Source organism: Pseudomonas sp. MF08817 (genome assembly GCF_059862705.1).
In genome coordinates this window covers 29,752-44,032 of sequence record NZ_JCBCUY010000019.1, presented here as the reverse complement: position 1 = coordinate 44,032, position 14,281 = coordinate 29,752, and the positions used below count along the sequence as shown (strand labels likewise).

Here is a 14,281-nt window from a genome sequence, read left to right as displayed (position 1 = left end):
CCCTGTCAGGAATGAGACTTTCAGCCCTGAAGAGGCCGCGCTGCTACCGCAAACCGGCCGTCCGACGTTTGATTGATGCACCCAACATCATCGCGAAGAAACCTCGACTTTCGGCTCATGGATGACTTTGAACGAAAGCGCCTATCACGCGCATCTCGAGTTTCCGAGCACGCTTAGCCAGAAGAGAGTTAATCCGAATATGCCCACCCGCTCGAAGATCATCTACACCTTCACCGACGAAGCTCCCGCCCTCGCCACTTACTCCCTGCTCCCGATCATCGAAGCCTTCACCGCTTCGGCCGATATCGCCGTGGAAACCCGTGACATCTCTCTTGCAGCACGCATCCTCGCCAGCTTCACCGAGCAACTGAGCACGGACAAAGCGGTGTCGGACGACCTGGCAGAACTGGGCGACCTGGCCATCACGCCAGAAGCCAACATCATCAAGCTGCCCAACATCAGTGCTTCGGTCCCCCAGCTCAAGGCTGCGATCAAGGAGCTCCAGGCCAAAGGCTTCGAGCTGCCGGACTACCCGGAAGCGCCGGCCAACGACGCCGACAAAGAAACCCGCGCCCGCTACGACAAGATCAAGGGCAGCGCCGTGAACCCGGTGCTGCGCGAAGGCAACTCCGACCGCCGCGCCCCGCTGTCGGTCAAGAACTACGCCCGCAAGCATCCGCACAAAATGGGCGCCTGGGCTGCGGACTCCAAGTCCCACGTGGCCCACATGAGCAACGGCGACTTCTACGGCAGCGAAAAAGCCGCACTGATCGAAACCAAGGACAGCGTCAAAATCGAACTGATCGCCCAGGACGGCAGCGTCAGCGTCCTTAAGGAAAAGACCGCCGTGCAAGCCGGCGAGATCATCGATTGCGCCATCATGAGCAAAAAGGCCCTGCGCGCCTTCATCGCCGCGCAAATTGAAGACGCCAAAAAACAAGGCGTACTGCTGTCGGTGCACTTGAAAGCCACCATGATGAAAGTCTCCGACCCGATCATGTTCGGCCAGATCGTTGCCGAGTTCTATCAGGACGCCCTGAGCAAGCACGCTGATGTGCTGCGCGAAATCGGCTTCAACCTGAACAACGGCATCGGCGACCTTTACGCGCGCATCAAGGCCCTGCCGGTGGAGCAACAAGCCCAGATCGAAGCCGACATCCAGGCTGTGTACGCAGTCCGCCCGGCACTGGCGATGGTCAACTCCGACAAAGGCATCACCAACCTGCACGTACCGAGCGACGTGATCGTCGACGCCTCGATGCCCGCCATGATCCGTGACTCCGGCAAGATGTGGGGCACCGACGGCCAGTTGCACGACACCAAGGCCGTGATCCCGGATCGCTGCTACGCCACCATCTACCAAGCGGTAATCGAAGACTGCAAGCAACACGGCGCCTTCGACCCGACCACCATGGGCAGCGTGCCGAACGTGGGCCTGATGGCGAAAAAGGCCGAAGAGTACGGCTCCCACGACAAGACTTTCCAGATCAAGGCTGACGGCGTGGTTCGCGTCACCGACAGCAAAGGCAACCTGCTGTTGGAGCAAGCGGTCGAGGCCGGTGACATCTTTCGCATGTGCCAGACCAAGGACGCACCGATCCAGGACTGGGTCAAACTGGCGGTCAACCGTGCCCGCGCCAGTGCAACCCCGGCGATTTTCTGGCTGGACCCGATGCGCGCCCATGATGGCGTCGTGGTCGAGAAAGTTCAGGCCTACCTGAAGGATCACGACACCTCGGGCCTGGACATCCGCATCATGTCGCCGGTCGAGGCGATGGCGTTCACCCTCAAGCGTATCCGCGCGGGGCAGGACACCATCTCGGTCACCGGCAACGTACTGCGCGACTACCTGACCGACCTGTTCCCGATCATGGAACTGGGCACCAGCGCCAAGATGCTGTCGATCGTGCCGCTGATGAACGGTGGCGGCCTGTTCGAGACCGGCGCTGGCGGCTCCGCGCCCAAACATGTGCAGCAACTGCTGGAAGAGAACTTCCTACGCTGGGACTCCCTGGGTGAGTTCCTCGCCCTGGCCGCTTCCTTGGAGCACCTGGGCACCACCTACGACAATCCCAAGGCGCAGGTGCTGGCCAAAACCCTGGACCAAGCCACCGGTAAGTTCCTGGACAACAACAAGTCGCCTTCGCGCAAAGTCGGCAACATCGACAACCGCGGCAGCCACTTCTACCTGGCGCTGTACTGGGCCCAGGCCCTGGCCGCCCAGACCGAAGACAGCGCCCTGCAAGCGCAATTCGCCACCCTGGCCCAGACCCTGGCCGAGAACAAGGCAACCATCGTTGCCGAGCTCAACGCGGTCCAGGGCAAGCCAGTGGATATCGGCGGCTACTACCACGCCACCCCGGCGCTGTTGCGCAAGGCAATGCGTCCAAGCAAGACCTTCAACGACGCCATCGCGGCCCTGGTATCGGACAGCCTGGCTGCCTGATTGCCCCCCCCCCGCGCCGCCACCACAAACCCCGGCCCCGTGCCGGGGTTTGTGCTTTGCGGACCTTGATTGCCCTACATGAACGAGCTTGCGCGTGATAACGGTTTATCATCCCGCAGCGGTATCGGCCGGCACATTGCTATCGCCTGCAGGTTCACCCCACAAAAAGTCCACCTAACATCCCCTGCATAAACCTGAAATCGAGGAAGTTCTATGGATTGGCAGCCCCACATCACCGTCGCCACCATCGTCGAAGACAACGGCCGCTTCCTGATGGTCGAAGAGTCCAAGGGCGGCCGCGCCGTGCTCAACCAACCCGCCGGCCATCTGGACCCGAACGAAACCCTGATTGAGGCCGCCGTTCGCGAAACCCTGGAAGAAACCGGCTGGGACGTCGAACCCACCGCGGTGGTTGGCCTCTACCTCTACACCGCCCCCAGCAACGGCGTGACCTACCAACGTGTGTGCTTCGCCGCCAAGCCCCTCAAACACCACCCCGATTATCAACTCGACGACGGCATCATCGGTGCCCGCTGGCTGACCCGCGACGAATTGATAGCCCGACGCGAGCACTGGCGCAGCGAGCTGATTATCCGCTGCATCGACGATTATCTGGCCGGCTCGCGCCACAGCCTGGCGCTGATCCGCCCTTCTCTTTAGCCTTGCGGGCTACGGCCTGCTAGAATCGCGTCCTTTTTCAAGACACCCGTTGAATTCCTATGCGTGAGCCAGCCCCTTCTGACACACAAAAGAAGCGCGTCATCGTCGGCATGTCCGGCGGCGTGGATTCTTCCGTTTCCGCCCTCCTGCTGATCGAGCAGGGCTATGAGGTGGAAGGCCTGTTCATGAAGAACTGGGAAGAAGACGATGGAACGGACTACTGCACCGCCATGGACGACCTGGCCGACGCCCAGGCCGTTTGCGACAAGATCGGCATCAAGCTGCACACCGCCAACTTCGCCGCCGAATACTGGGACAACGTGTTCGAGCACTTCCTGGCCGAATACAAGGCCGGGCGCACGCCTAACCCGGACATCCTGTGCAACCGCGAAATCAAGTTCAAGGCGTTCCTCGACTACGCCTTGATGCTGGGTGCCGACCTGATTGCTACAGGCCACTACGTGCGCCGCCGCGATATCGATGGCCGTACCGAGCTGCTCAAGGGCCTGGACCCGAACAAAGACCAGAGCTACTTCCTCCACGCCGTGGGTGGCGAGCAGATCGCCAAGACCCTGTTCCCGGTCGGCGAGCTGGAAAAACCCGCGGTGCGCGCTATCGCTGAAAAGCACGAGTTGGCCACCGCCAAGAAAAAGGACTCCACCGGGATCTGCTTTATCGGCGAACGCCGCTTCAGCGACTTCCTCAAGCAGTACCTGCCCGCACAACCGGGCGAGATCAAAACCACCGAAGGCGAGGTCATCGGCCGCCACCATGGCCTGATGTACCACACCATCGGCCAGCGCCAGGGCCTGGGCATCGGCGGCCTAAAAGATGCAGGCGATGAGCCCTGGTACGTACTGGTCAAGGACCTGGAGCACAACGAACTGATCGTCGGCCAGGGCAACAATCACCCCTGGCTGTTTTCAGGCGCCCTGCTCGCCTCCGACATCTATTGGGTCAACCCGATCGATCTGAGCGCACCGCGCCGGCTCACCGCCAAAGTGCGCTATCGCCAGAGCGATCAGCCCTGCACCCTGGAAAAAACCGCCGATGGCTATCGCGCTACCTTTGATGAACCGCAACGGGCGGTCACACCGGGGCAATCGGTGGTGTTCTATGACGGTGAAATCTGCCTGGGTGGCGGCGTGATCGAAGTCGCCGAACCCTGGAGCAACCCGGCATGAGCCCGACTCAGGAGCAACTGACAGCCCTGGGCGGCGTGTTCCTTGCCGCGGTACTGGTGGACAAGATTGCCAAGACCGGGCAGGTCACCGAGGCGGGCCTGAGCTGCATGCTCGGCAGCCTGCTGATCCGCGACCCCAAGGACACCCTGGAAGTCTACGGCGGCGATGACCTGAACCTGCGCGAAGGTTACCGCGCCCTCATCGGCGCCCTTGAGCGCGACCCTAACACCTTGCAGCGCGAGCCACTGCGCTACGCCCTGTCCATGCTGGGTCTGGAGCGGCAACTGGCCAAGCGCGACGACCTGCTGGAAACCATCGGCAAACGCCTGCCGCAGATCCAGGCGCAGGTAGAGCATTTCGGCCCCGCCCATGAAAATGTCATCGCTGCGTGCGGCGCGCTGTACCAGGACACCCTGAGCACCCTGCGCCAGCGCATCCAGGTGCACGGCGACATGCGCAACCTGCAGCAGCCCAGCAATGCCTCGAAGATCCGCGCCCTGCTCCTGGCCGGCATTCGCTCGGCGCGCCTGTGGCGGCAACTGGGTGGGCATCGCTGGCAACTGGTCATCAGCCGACGCAAGCTGCTCAAAGAGCTCTACCCGCTGATGCGCAGTAGCTGAACCTGTATTTGTAGCCCTTAACGCGTAATACGTCGGTCAGTTGGCAACGGACCGACGATTTTTTTCATGTATGATACGCGCCCCATTTCGTTGCCCGACTGTCCGAGAACACCCCATGCAGCTCTCTTCGCTCACTGCGGTTTCCCCTGTTGACGGCCGCTACGCCGGCAAAACTCAGGCCCTGCGCCCTATTTTCAGCGAGTACGGCCTGATCCGCGCCCGCGTCCTGGTTGAAGTGCGTTGGCTCCAACGCCTGGCCGCCCATCCCGCCATCAGCGAAGTGCCGGCGTTCTCCGCGCAAGCCAACGCCGTGTTGAACACCCTGGCGGAAAATTTCTCCCTGGAACACGCCGAGCGTGTGAAAGAGATCGAGCGCACCACCAACCACGACGTTAAAGCCATCGAATACCTGCTCAAAGAGCAAGCGGCCAAGCTGCCGGAACTGGCCCAGGTCAGCGAGTTCATCCACTTTGCCTGCACCAGTGAGGACATCAACAACCTGTCCCACGCCCTGATGCTGCGCGAAGGCCGTGATGACGTGATGCTGCCCCTGATGCGCCAGACCGCCAATGCCATCCGCGAACTGGCGATCCGCTTCGCCGACGTGCCGATGCTGTCGCGCACCCACGGCCAACCGGCTTCGCCGACCACCCTGGGCAAAGAGCTGGCCAACGTCGTGTATCGCCTGGAGCGCCAGATCGCCCAGGTTGCCGCCGTGCCGCTGCTGGGCAAGATCAACGGCGCCGTGGGCAACTACAACGCCCACCTGTCGGCCTACCCCGAGATCGACTGGGAAGCCAACGCTCGCGCCTTCATCGAAGACGAACTGGGCCTGGGCTTCAACCCCTACACCACCCAGATCGAACCTCACGACTACATCGCCGAACTGTTCGATGCCATCGCCCGCTTCAACACCATCCTGATCGACTTCGATCGCGATATCTGGGGCTACATCTCCCTGGGCTACTTCAAGCAGCGCACCATCGCCGGCGAAATTGGCTCCTCGACCATGCCCCACAAGGTCAACCCGATCGACTTCGAGAACTCCGAAGGCAACCTGGGCATTGCCAACGCGCTGTTCCAGCACCTGGCGAGCAAGCTGCCGATTTCCCGCTGGCAGCGCGACCTGACTGACTCCACCGTACTGCGTAACCTGGGCGTCGGCTTTGCCCACAGCGTGATCGCGTACGAAGCGAGCCTCAAAGGCATCAGCAAGCTGGAACTCAACGAGCAGAAAATCGCCGCTGACCTGGACGCCTGCTGGGAAGTCCTGGCCGAGCCGATCCAAACGGTCATGCGTCGCTACAACATCGAAAACCCGTATGAAAAACTCAAAGAGTTGACGCGCGGCAAAGGCATCAGCCCACAAGCGCTGCAAACTTTCATCGATGGCCTGCAAATGCCGGCCGCCGCGAAAGCCGAACTCAAGCTGCTGACGCCGGCCAACTACATCGGCAACGCCGTGGCCCAAGCCAAACGCATCTGATCGCCGCTTGACCCCTTGAGACGCCCGGCAGCGCCGGGCGTTTTTATTCCCGTCTGAAAAGTGCTTTTTTTCAATAGGTTACACATGAATCCTGATATTCCTCTTCAACTTCTGGGCGGCATCACGGCACGGGAATTCCTGCGCGACTACTGGCAGAAGAAGCCCCTGCTGATCCGCCAAGCCATCCCCGATTTCGAAAGCCCGATCGACGCCGACGAACTGGCCGGCCTGGCCCTGGAAGAAGAGGTCGAATCGCGCCTCATCATCGAGAACGGCGAACGCCCCTGGGAATTGCGCCGCGGCCCTTTCGCCGAAGACGAATTCAGCAAACTACCGGAGCGCGACTGGACCCTGCTGGTGCAAGCAGTCGACCAATTCGTACCGGAAGTCAGCGAACTGCTGGAACACTTCCGCTTCCTGCCGAGCTGGCGCGTGGACGACGTGATGATTAGCTTCGCCGCGCCGGGCGGCAGCGTCGGCCCGCATTTCGACAACTACGACGTGTTCCTGCTGCAAGGCCACGGCAAGCGCAACTGGAAAATTGGCCAGATGTGCACCTCCGAAAGCCCGATGCTGCAACACGCCGATCTGCGCATCCTGGCCGAATTTGAAGAAACCGACGAATGGGTCCTGGAACCAGGCGACATGCTCTACTTGCCGCCGCGCCTGGCTCATTGCGGCGTGGCCGTGAATGACTGCATGACCTACTCCGTGGGTTTCCGCGCGCCAAGCGCCGCCGAAGTGCTGACCCATTTCACCGACTTCCTCAGCCAGTTCCTGCCTGATGAAGATCGCTACACCGACGCCGACGCGCAACCGGTCAGCGACCCGCACCAGATCCAGCACGACGCCCTCGACCGCCTCAAGGGCCTGCTGGCCGAGCACATGAGCGACGAACGCTTGCTGCTGACCTGGTTCGGCCAGTTCATGACCGAGCCACGCTACCCGGAACTGGTGGCTGGCCCCGAGGATCTGGAGGAGGAAGAGGTGCTCAACGCCCTGGAACAAGGCGCCATCCTGATCCGCAATCCAAGCGCACGCCTGGCCTGGTCGGAAGTCGACGACGATCTGCTACTGTTCGCCAGCGGTCAGAGCCGTTACCTGCCAGGTAAATTGCGCGAACTGTTGAAAATGATCTGCGCCGCCGATGCCCTGCACGCCGACAACCTCGGCCCATGGCTGAGCGACGAAGATAGCCGCGGCCTGCTGTGTGAACTGGTCAAGCAAGGAAGCCTGGGGTTTGCCGATGAATAAGATTCACGTACGTGTCGCAGACTGGCAAAAGGACAACGCTGAGATCCGGCGCATTCGTGAAGCGGTGTTCATCGCCGAGCAATCCGTCCCGCCAGAACTGGAATGGGACGCTGATGACAGTGGCGCGGTGCATTTCCTGGCCTACGAGGGCGACTTCCCCATCGGCACCGCCCGCTTGCTGCCCAGCGGCGAGATTGGCCGTGTATCGGTGCTCAAGGACTGGCGCGGGCTGAAGGTGGGCGATGCCCTGATGGAAGCGGTAATCGGCGAAGCCGAGAAACGCGGGCAGACCAAGCAGACCCTCAGCGCACAGGTGCACGCTGCGCCGTTTTATGAGCGCCTGGGCTTCAACATCGTCAGCGAAGAATTCCTAGAAGTAGGCATTCCTCACGTCGATATGGTGCGCGAAGCCTGACCCGCCACGCGATTGCCTTCCCACGCCCGCCCAAAAACACCCTGCTATCCACCGATGCCAGGGTGTTTTGCGTTCTACGATTCAACTTGCCCCCTCGCAGGCCGACAAACTGGCAGAATCAGCCTTTGAATCGCAGAGATAACGGACATGTCCCTACGCACCCTATTCACCGCCGCGCTCCTGGCCGCTAGCTTTTCGGTGATGGCCGCCACCGAAGTCCTGCCATTGAACAATCGCACCAGCGCCGACCTGCTACCGGTGGCGCAGAACTTCCTTGGCAAGGAGGGCACCGTCAGCGCCTACGGCAATCAACTGATCGTCAATGCCGAGCCAGAAAAAATCCAAGGCCTGCGCACCCTGCTCGAGCAGTTGGACACACCGGCCAAGCGCCTGCTGATTACCGTCGACACCAGCGAAAACAGCCAACAGACCAGTACCAGCCAGACCCGTATCATCACCCGCAGCACCGCCAGCCGTGACGGCGGCGTGCAGCAAATCCAGGCCAGCGAAGGCGTCCCGGCCTTGATCCAGACTGGCCAAAGCGTGCCGCTGACCAGCACCCAGACCGATGCCTATGGCCGCCTGCAAAGCCAGACCGAGTACCGCAACGTCACCCAGGGCTTCTACGTCACTGCCAGTGTCACCGGCGACACCGTGCACCTGGCCATCAGCACCAACCGCGACCGTATGAGCCAGGAGCGCCCGGATGTAGTGAACGTGCAGAGCACCGACACAACCGTCAGTGGGCGCCTGGGCGAATGGATCACCCTGGCCGGAATCAACCGCCAGACTCAAGCCGATATTCAAGGCCAGACCCGCAACTACGGGACCCAAGGCCGGGATGACATGAGCCTGCGGGTTAAAGTCGAGACTTTGGACTAGAACATCGAAACCTGACTGATTAGTCGTATTAGACCAAAGATGTAGTGCCGCAAAAAAAGCACTACAAAATGTTTGACGAGGCAAAAAACCAAAGGCATGATGGCCTCGCTCCCGCTAATCAGAGGCCCTGGCAAGGGCCTTCGGATCGATGCTCACACCTTACCGACCTGAGCCGATTCGTGTCTGTACCGCCCACAAGGTGTGTTTGACGAGGTTGCGACTGGAACGAAGTTGTCCCGAGGGACGGAAGCGTAACTAGGTAACCCGGCATCACACTGACAAACGTATAAAGGCCCACGACGCCCGAATGCGCTCGCCAGAACGCCTTTACCTGCTCACTTCCTCCTCGAGCCCATCGTTCATCCCGTCGCCTTCCCCGCCAGACCCGACTTGACTACCTAAGCTTCTGGTCAGCGAGCAGCATGAATTTTCCACCCAAGAACGACTTTCAACAAAGACGCGACGAGGTTTATCTCCATGGCACTGACACGCGAACAGCAAATTGCAGCCCTCGAAAAAGATTGGGCTGAAAACCCACGCTGGAAAGGCGTGACACGCGCTTACTCCGCTGCTGACGTCGTGCGTCTGCGTGGCTCGGTTCAGCCTGAGCACACCCTGGCACGCATGGGCGCCGAAAAGCTGTGGAACCTGGTTACCCAGGGCGCCAAGCCTTCCTTCCGCCCTGAGAAAGATTTCGTCAACTGCATGGGCGCCCTGACTGGTGGCCAGGCTGTGCAACAAGTCAAGGCCGGCATCCAGGCGATCTACCTGTCGGGCTGGCAAGTAGCCGCAGACAACAACTCCGCCGAGTCGATGTACCCGGACCAATCGCTGTACCCGGTTGACTCGGTTCCAACCGTGGTCAAGCGCATCAACAACTCGTTCCGTCGCGCCGACCAGATCCAGTGGAAAGCCGGCAAGAACCCAGGCGACGCTGGCTACATCGACTACTTCGCGCCGATCGTTGCCGACGCTGAAGCCGGTTTCGGCGGCGTTTTGAACGCTTACGAGCTGATGAAGAGCATGATCGAAGCAGGCGCCGCTGGCGTTCACTTCGAAGACCAACTGGCCTCCGTGAAAAAATGCGGCCACATGGGCGGCAAGGTACTGGTTCCAACCCAGGAAGCCGTGCAGAAGCTGACCGCTGCCCGCCTGGCGGCCGACGTTGCCGGCACCCCGACTATCATCCTGGCACGTACCGACGCGAACGCGGCTGACCTGCTGACTTCCGACTGCGACCCGTACGACCAGCCATTCGTGACTGGCGAACGCACCCAGGAAGGCTTCTACAAAGTACGCGCCGGTCTCGACCAGGCGATCGCTCGCGGCCTGGCCTACGCGCCTTACGCTGACCTGATCTGGTGCGAAACCGCCAAGCCAGACCTGGAAGAGGCTCGTCGCTTCGCCGAAGCGATCAAAAAGGAATACCCAGACCAACTGCTGTCGTACAACTGCTCGCCTTCCTTCAACTGGAAGAAAAACCTGGACGACGCGACCATCGCCAAATTCCAGCGCGAACTGTCCGCCATGGGCTACAAGCACCAGTTCATCACCCTGGCCGGCATTCACAATATGTGGCACAGCATGTTCAACCTGGCGCACGACTACGCCCGCAACGACATGACCGCCTACGTGAAGCTGCAAGAGCAGGAATTCGCTGACGCCGCCAAGGGTTACACCTTCGTGGCTCACCAGCAGGAAGTGGGCACTGGCTACTTCGACGACATGACCACCGTGATCCAGGGTGGCACCTCTTCGGTTACCGCACTGACCGGCTCCACCGAAGAAGAACAGTTCCACTGATTGGTTTCACCTGAGCAAACGGCCAGGGCATAACGTATAGAAAGCTAACTGCCCTGCTGCATCTCTGACGCCCCGACTGGTTCGGGGCGTTTTTTTTGCCTACAGATTGGTCCAAGCGACCATGCAGGAACGCTGACCTGGCAAGCAATACGCAAAAATCGCCATCCAGAATTGATCCAACGCAGTATTTGCCAGCGCAAAACAGGCTAAAACGAGCGTGCCCACAACTTGCTGTTGCGGGCATATAAAGACAACTTCCCGGCTACTTCCCCGATTAACAGTTTAAAAACCATCACAAATAGTATTGATTATCATTTAGCGGCAAATCCATTCATTACAACCTCTACAAAACATAATTAACGAAATCCGTTGTAATGCCCGCCACACATGGCTTTGCGGACCTCTGAGGTGAGCTATGTCCTTATTCCAATGAATAATTTCGCTATAGGAATTTTACTTGCTCGGTGTTTAGCCATAAAATCACCGCGATTGATTGCGCTGCGACATATCGTCACTGCTTTATTTCTTTATCAAGCTCAGAGACCTTTGCTCTCTGTTAAGGATTACCAGCATGCCCGAAGCGACAGGACTCATGGCCCACAACTGGGGCTTTGCCATTTTCCTTCTTGGGGTTATCGGCCTCTGTGCCTTCATGCTCGGCGTATCCAGCCTCCTGGGGTCAAAAGCCTGGGGTCGCAGCAAAAACGAACCGTTCGAGTCCGGCATGCTACCTACAGGTGGCGCCCGCTTGCGGCTCTCAGCCAAATTCTATCTGGTCGCGATGTTGTTCGTGATCTTCGATATCGAAGCCCTCTTTCTCTTTGCCTGGTCTGTGTCCGTCCGCGAAAGCGGCTGGACCGGATTCGTCGAAGCCCTCGTTTTCATAGCAATTCTGTTGGCAGGCCTTGTCTACCTATTCCGAGTGGGCGCCCTTGACTGGGCTCCGGAAGCTCGTCGTAAGCGGCAAGCGAAGCTGAAACAATGAGGCTTTGGCGATGCAATACAATCTCACCAGGATCGACCCGGATGCTCCTAACGAGCAGTACCCGATCGGCGAACGGGAAACCGTTTCCGATCCGTTAGAAGATCAAGTCCACAAAAACATCTTCATGGGCAAGCTCGAGGACGTGCTCAACGGCACCGTCAACTGGGGCCGCAAGAACTCCCTGTGGCCGTATAACTTCGGCCTCTCGTGCTGCTACGTGGAAATGACCACCGCCTTCACGGCACCCCACGATATCGCACGCTTTGGCGCCGAAGTGATCCGGGCGTCACCGCGCCAGGCTGACTTCATGGTCATTGCCGGCACCTGCTTCATCAAGATGGCGCCGATCATTCAGCGTCTCTACGAGCAAATGCTCGAACCGAAGTGGGTTATCTCCATGGGTTCGTGCGCCAACTCCGGCGGCATGTACGACATCTACTCCGTGGTTCAAGGAGTGGACAAGTTCCTGCCCGTGGACGTCTACGTGCCTGGCTGCCCGCCTCGCCCAGAAGCGTTCCTGCAAGGTTTGATGCTGTTGCAGGAGTCGATCGGACAGGAGCGTCGCCCACTTTCCTGGGTGGTCGGGGATCAAGGCGTATACCGCGCCGAGATGCCGTCCCAGAAGGAACAGCGCCGCGAACAGCGTATTCAGGTGACCAACCTGCGCAGCCCAGACGAAGTCTGATCCAGCTCTAGCTTCTCTAATAGAAACGAGAACCTGGCTTCATTCTTTACGTTGACCCAAAGCGATAAAAAACCATGACTACAGGCAGTGCTCTGTACATCCCGCCTTATAAGGCAGACGACCAGGATGTGGTCGTCGAACTCAATAACCGTTTTGGCCCCGAGGCGTTCACCGCCCAGGCGACCCGCACCGGCATGCCGGTGCTGTGGGTTGCCCGCGCCAAACTCGTCGAAGTCCTGACCTTCCTGCGCAACCTGCCCAAGCCGTACGTCATGCTCTATGACCTGCATGGCGTGGACGAGCGCCTGCGCACCAAGCGTCAAGGGCTGCCCAGCGGCGCCGACTTCACCGTGTTCTATCACCTGCTGTCGATCGAACGTAACAGCGACGTGATGATTAAAGTCGCCTTGTCCGAGGGTGACCTCAGCCTGCCGACCATCACCAGCATCTGGCCGAACGCCAACTGGTACGAGCGGGAAGTGTGGGACATGTACGGCATCGATTTCGCCGGCCACCCGCACCTGACGCGCATCATGATGCCGCCGACCTGGGAAGGTCACCCGCTGCGCAAGGACTTCCCGGCGCGGGCCACCGAATTCGACCCCTACAGCCTGAACCTGGCCAAGCTGCAGCTTGAAGAAGAAGCCGCACGCTTCAAGCCCGAAGACTGGGGCATGAAACGCTCCGGCGCTAACGAGGACTACATGTTCCTCAACCTGGGCCCCAACCACCCTTCGGCCCACGGTGCCTTCCGCATCATCCTGCAGCTGGACGGCGAAGAAATCGTCGATTGCGTCCCGGACATCGGCTACCACCACCGTGGCGCCGAAAAAATGGCCGAACGCCAGTCCTGGCACAGTTTCATCCCGTACACCGACCGTATCGACTACCTCGGCGGCGTGATGAACAACCTGCCGTACGTACTCTCGGTAGAAAAACTGGCCGGTATCAAGGTGCCGGAGAAGGTCGACACCATCCGCATCATGATGGCCGAGTTCTTCCGCATCACCAGCCACCTGCTGTTCCTGGGCACCTATATCCAGGACGTGGGCGCGATGACGCCGGTGTTCTTCACCTTTACCGACCGGCAGAAAGCCTACACCGTGATCGAAGCCATCACCGGTTTCCGCCTGCACCCGGCCTGGTACCGCATCGGTGGCGTCGCCCACGACCTGCCGCGCGGCTGGGAAAAACTGGTCAAGGACTTCATCGAATGGATGCCCAAGCGCCTGGACGAGTACCAGAAAGCCGCGTTGGACAACAGCATCCTGCGGGGCCGTACCATCGGTGTCGCCGCCTACAACACCAAAGAGGCCCTGGAGTGGGGCGTCACTGGTGCGGGGCTGCGCTCCACCGGTTGCGATTTCGACCTGCGCAAGGCACGCCCATACTCCGGCTACGAGAACTTCGAGTTCGAAGTGCCGCTGGCAGCCAATGGCGACGCCTATGACCGTTGCATCGTGCGCGTCGAAGAAATGCGCCAGAGCCTCAAGATCATCGAGCAGTGCATGCGCAACATGCCAGCCGGCGCGTACAAGGCGGATCACCCGCTGACCACGCCGCCGCCCAAAGAGCGCACCCTGCAGCACATCGAGACCCTTATCACGCACTTCCTGCAGGTTTCGTGGGGCCCGGTCATGCCGGCCAACGAGTCCTTCCAGATGATCGAAGCGACCAAGGGCATCAACAGTTATTACCTGACGAGCGATGGCGGCACCATGAGCTACCGCACCCGGATTCGCACCCCAAGCTTCCCGCACCTGCAGCAGATCCCTTCGGTGATTAAAGGCAGCATGGTCGCGGACTTGATCGCGTACCTGGGTAGTATCGATTTCGTTATGGCCGACGTGGACCGCTAAGC

General features: G+C 60.1%; 12 protein-coding genes. All 12 read left to right on the top strand.

The features are described 5' to 3' along the window. Positions 1-199 precede the first annotated feature (199 nt). The 12 genes from AC19YR_RS13585 to nuoC all read left to right on the top strand — a co-directional run bounded on the left by AC19YR_RS13585 (position 200) and on the right by nuoC (position 14,279). Complete coding sequence (locus tag AC19YR_RS13585) at positions 200-2,446, top strand: NADP-dependent isocitrate dehydrogenase (RefSeq protein WP_500598820.1); 2,247 nt, start codon at positions 200-202, stop codon at positions 2,444-2,446. A 213-nt stretch (positions 2,447-2,659) separates the two neighbouring features. Further along, the gene (locus AC19YR_RS13580; RefSeq protein ID WP_500598818.1) at positions 2,660-3,106 is read left to right on the top strand and encodes an NUDIX hydrolase; all 447 of its coding nucleotides are present in this window, start codon (positions 2,660-2,662) and stop codon (positions 3,104-3,106) included. A 59-nt stretch (positions 3,107-3,165) separates the two neighbouring features. Continuing rightward, the gene (gene mnmA, locus AC19YR_RS13575; protein ID WP_500598816.1) at positions 3,166-4,290 is read left to right on the top strand and encodes a tRNA 2-thiouridine(34) synthase MnmA; all 1,125 of its coding nucleotides are present in this window, start codon (positions 3,166-3,168) and stop codon (positions 4,288-4,290) included. Beyond that, the gene (gene hflD, locus AC19YR_RS13570; RefSeq protein WP_095109944.1) at positions 4,287-4,910 is read left to right on the top strand and encodes a high frequency lysogenization protein HflD; all 624 of its coding nucleotides are present in this window, start codon (positions 4,287-4,289) and stop codon (positions 4,908-4,910) included. The genes mnmA and hflD overlap by 4 nt, the downstream gene beginning before the upstream one ends. 115 nt (positions 4,911-5,025) lie before the next feature. Further along, complete coding sequence (purB, locus tag AC19YR_RS13565; RefSeq protein WP_095109945.1) at positions 5,026-6,396, top strand: adenylosuccinate lyase; 1,371 nt, start codon at positions 5,026-5,028, stop codon at positions 6,394-6,396. Between the two features lie 84 nt (positions 6,397-6,480). Beyond that, positions 6,481-7,650: a ribosomal protein uL16 3-hydroxylase gene (locus AC19YR_RS13560; protein ID WP_500598814.1), complete on the top strand. Its 1,170-nt coding sequence runs from the start codon at positions 6,481-6,483 to the stop codon at positions 7,648-7,650. Further along, complete coding sequence (locus AC19YR_RS13555) at positions 7,643-8,065, top strand: GNAT family N-acetyltransferase (protein ID WP_095109947.1); 423 nt, start codon at positions 7,643-7,645, stop codon at positions 8,063-8,065. The genes AC19YR_RS13560 and AC19YR_RS13555 overlap by 8 nt, the downstream gene beginning before the upstream one ends. A gap of 147 nt (positions 8,066-8,212) precedes the next feature. Further along, positions 8,213-8,947, top strand: a complete 735-nt coding sequence (locus AC19YR_RS13550; RefSeq protein ID WP_500598812.1) for a secretin N-terminal domain-containing protein — start codon at positions 8,213-8,215, stop codon at positions 8,945-8,947. A gap of 477 nt (positions 8,948-9,424) precedes the next feature. After that, on the top strand, positions 9,425-10,750 hold the full coding sequence (gene aceA / locus AC19YR_RS13545) for an isocitrate lyase (RefSeq protein WP_095109949.1): 1,326 nt from the start codon (positions 9,425-9,427) through the stop codon (positions 10,748-10,750). Between the two features lie 571 nt (positions 10,751-11,321). Further along, positions 11,322-11,735, top strand: a complete 414-nt coding sequence (locus AC19YR_RS13540) for an NADH-quinone oxidoreductase subunit A (RefSeq protein WP_077045930.1) — start codon at positions 11,322-11,324, stop codon at positions 11,733-11,735. Positions 11,736-11,745: 10 nt separating this feature from the next. Further along, a complete protein-coding gene (locus tag AC19YR_RS13535; RefSeq protein ID WP_095109950.1) occupies positions 11,746-12,420 on the top strand; it encodes a NuoB/complex I 20 kDa subunit family protein in 675 nt (224 codons plus the stop codon). A gap of 74 nt (positions 12,421-12,494) precedes the next feature. Continuing rightward, positions 12,495-14,279, top strand: a complete 1,785-nt coding sequence (nuoC, locus tag AC19YR_RS13530) for an NADH-quinone oxidoreductase subunit C/D (protein WP_095109951.1) — start codon at positions 12,495-12,497, stop codon at positions 14,277-14,279. Positions 14,280-14,281: the final 2 nt, after the last annotated feature.

Bases quoted from the DNA above. Each gene is read 5' to 3' on its own strand.
- AC19YR_RS13555 (WP_095109947.1), top strand. From the start codon at position 7,643: ATGAATAAGATTCACGTACGTGTCGCAGACTGGCAAAAGGACAACGCT.
- AC19YR_RS13585 (WP_500598820.1), top strand. From the start codon at position 200: ATGCCCACCCGCTCGAAGATCATCTACACCTTCACCGACGAAGCTCCC.
- AC19YR_RS13535 (WP_095109950.1), top strand. From the start codon at position 11,746: ATGCAATACAATCTCACCAGGATCGACCCGGATGCTCCTAACGAGCAG.
- AC19YR_RS13540 (WP_077045930.1), top strand. From the start codon at position 11,322: ATGCCCGAAGCGACAGGACTCATGGCCCACAACTGGGGCTTTGCCATT.
- aceA (WP_095109949.1), top strand. From the start codon at position 9,425: ATGGCACTGACACGCGAACAGCAAATTGCAGCCCTCGAAAAAGATTGG.
- AC19YR_RS13580 (WP_500598818.1), top strand. From the start codon at position 2,660: ATGGATTGGCAGCCCCACATCACCGTCGCCACCATCGTCGAAGACAAC.
- hflD (WP_095109944.1), top strand. From the start codon at position 4,287: ATGAGCCCGACTCAGGAGCAACTGACAGCCCTGGGCGGCGTGTTCCTT.
- nuoC (WP_095109951.1), top strand. From the start codon at position 12,495: ATGACTACAGGCAGTGCTCTGTACATCCCGCCTTATAAGGCAGACGAC.
- purB (WP_095109945.1), top strand. From the start codon at position 5,026: ATGCAGCTCTCTTCGCTCACTGCGGTTTCCCCTGTTGACGGCCGCTAC.
- AC19YR_RS13550 (WP_500598812.1), top strand. From the start codon at position 8,213: ATGTCCCTACGCACCCTATTCACCGCCGCGCTCCTGGCCGCTAGCTTT.
- mnmA (WP_500598816.1), top strand. From the start codon at position 3,166: ATGCGTGAGCCAGCCCCTTCTGACACACAAAAGAAGCGCGTCATCGTC.
- AC19YR_RS13560 (WP_500598814.1), top strand. From the start codon at position 6,481: ATGAATCCTGATATTCCTCTTCAACTTCTGGGCGGCATCACGGCACGG.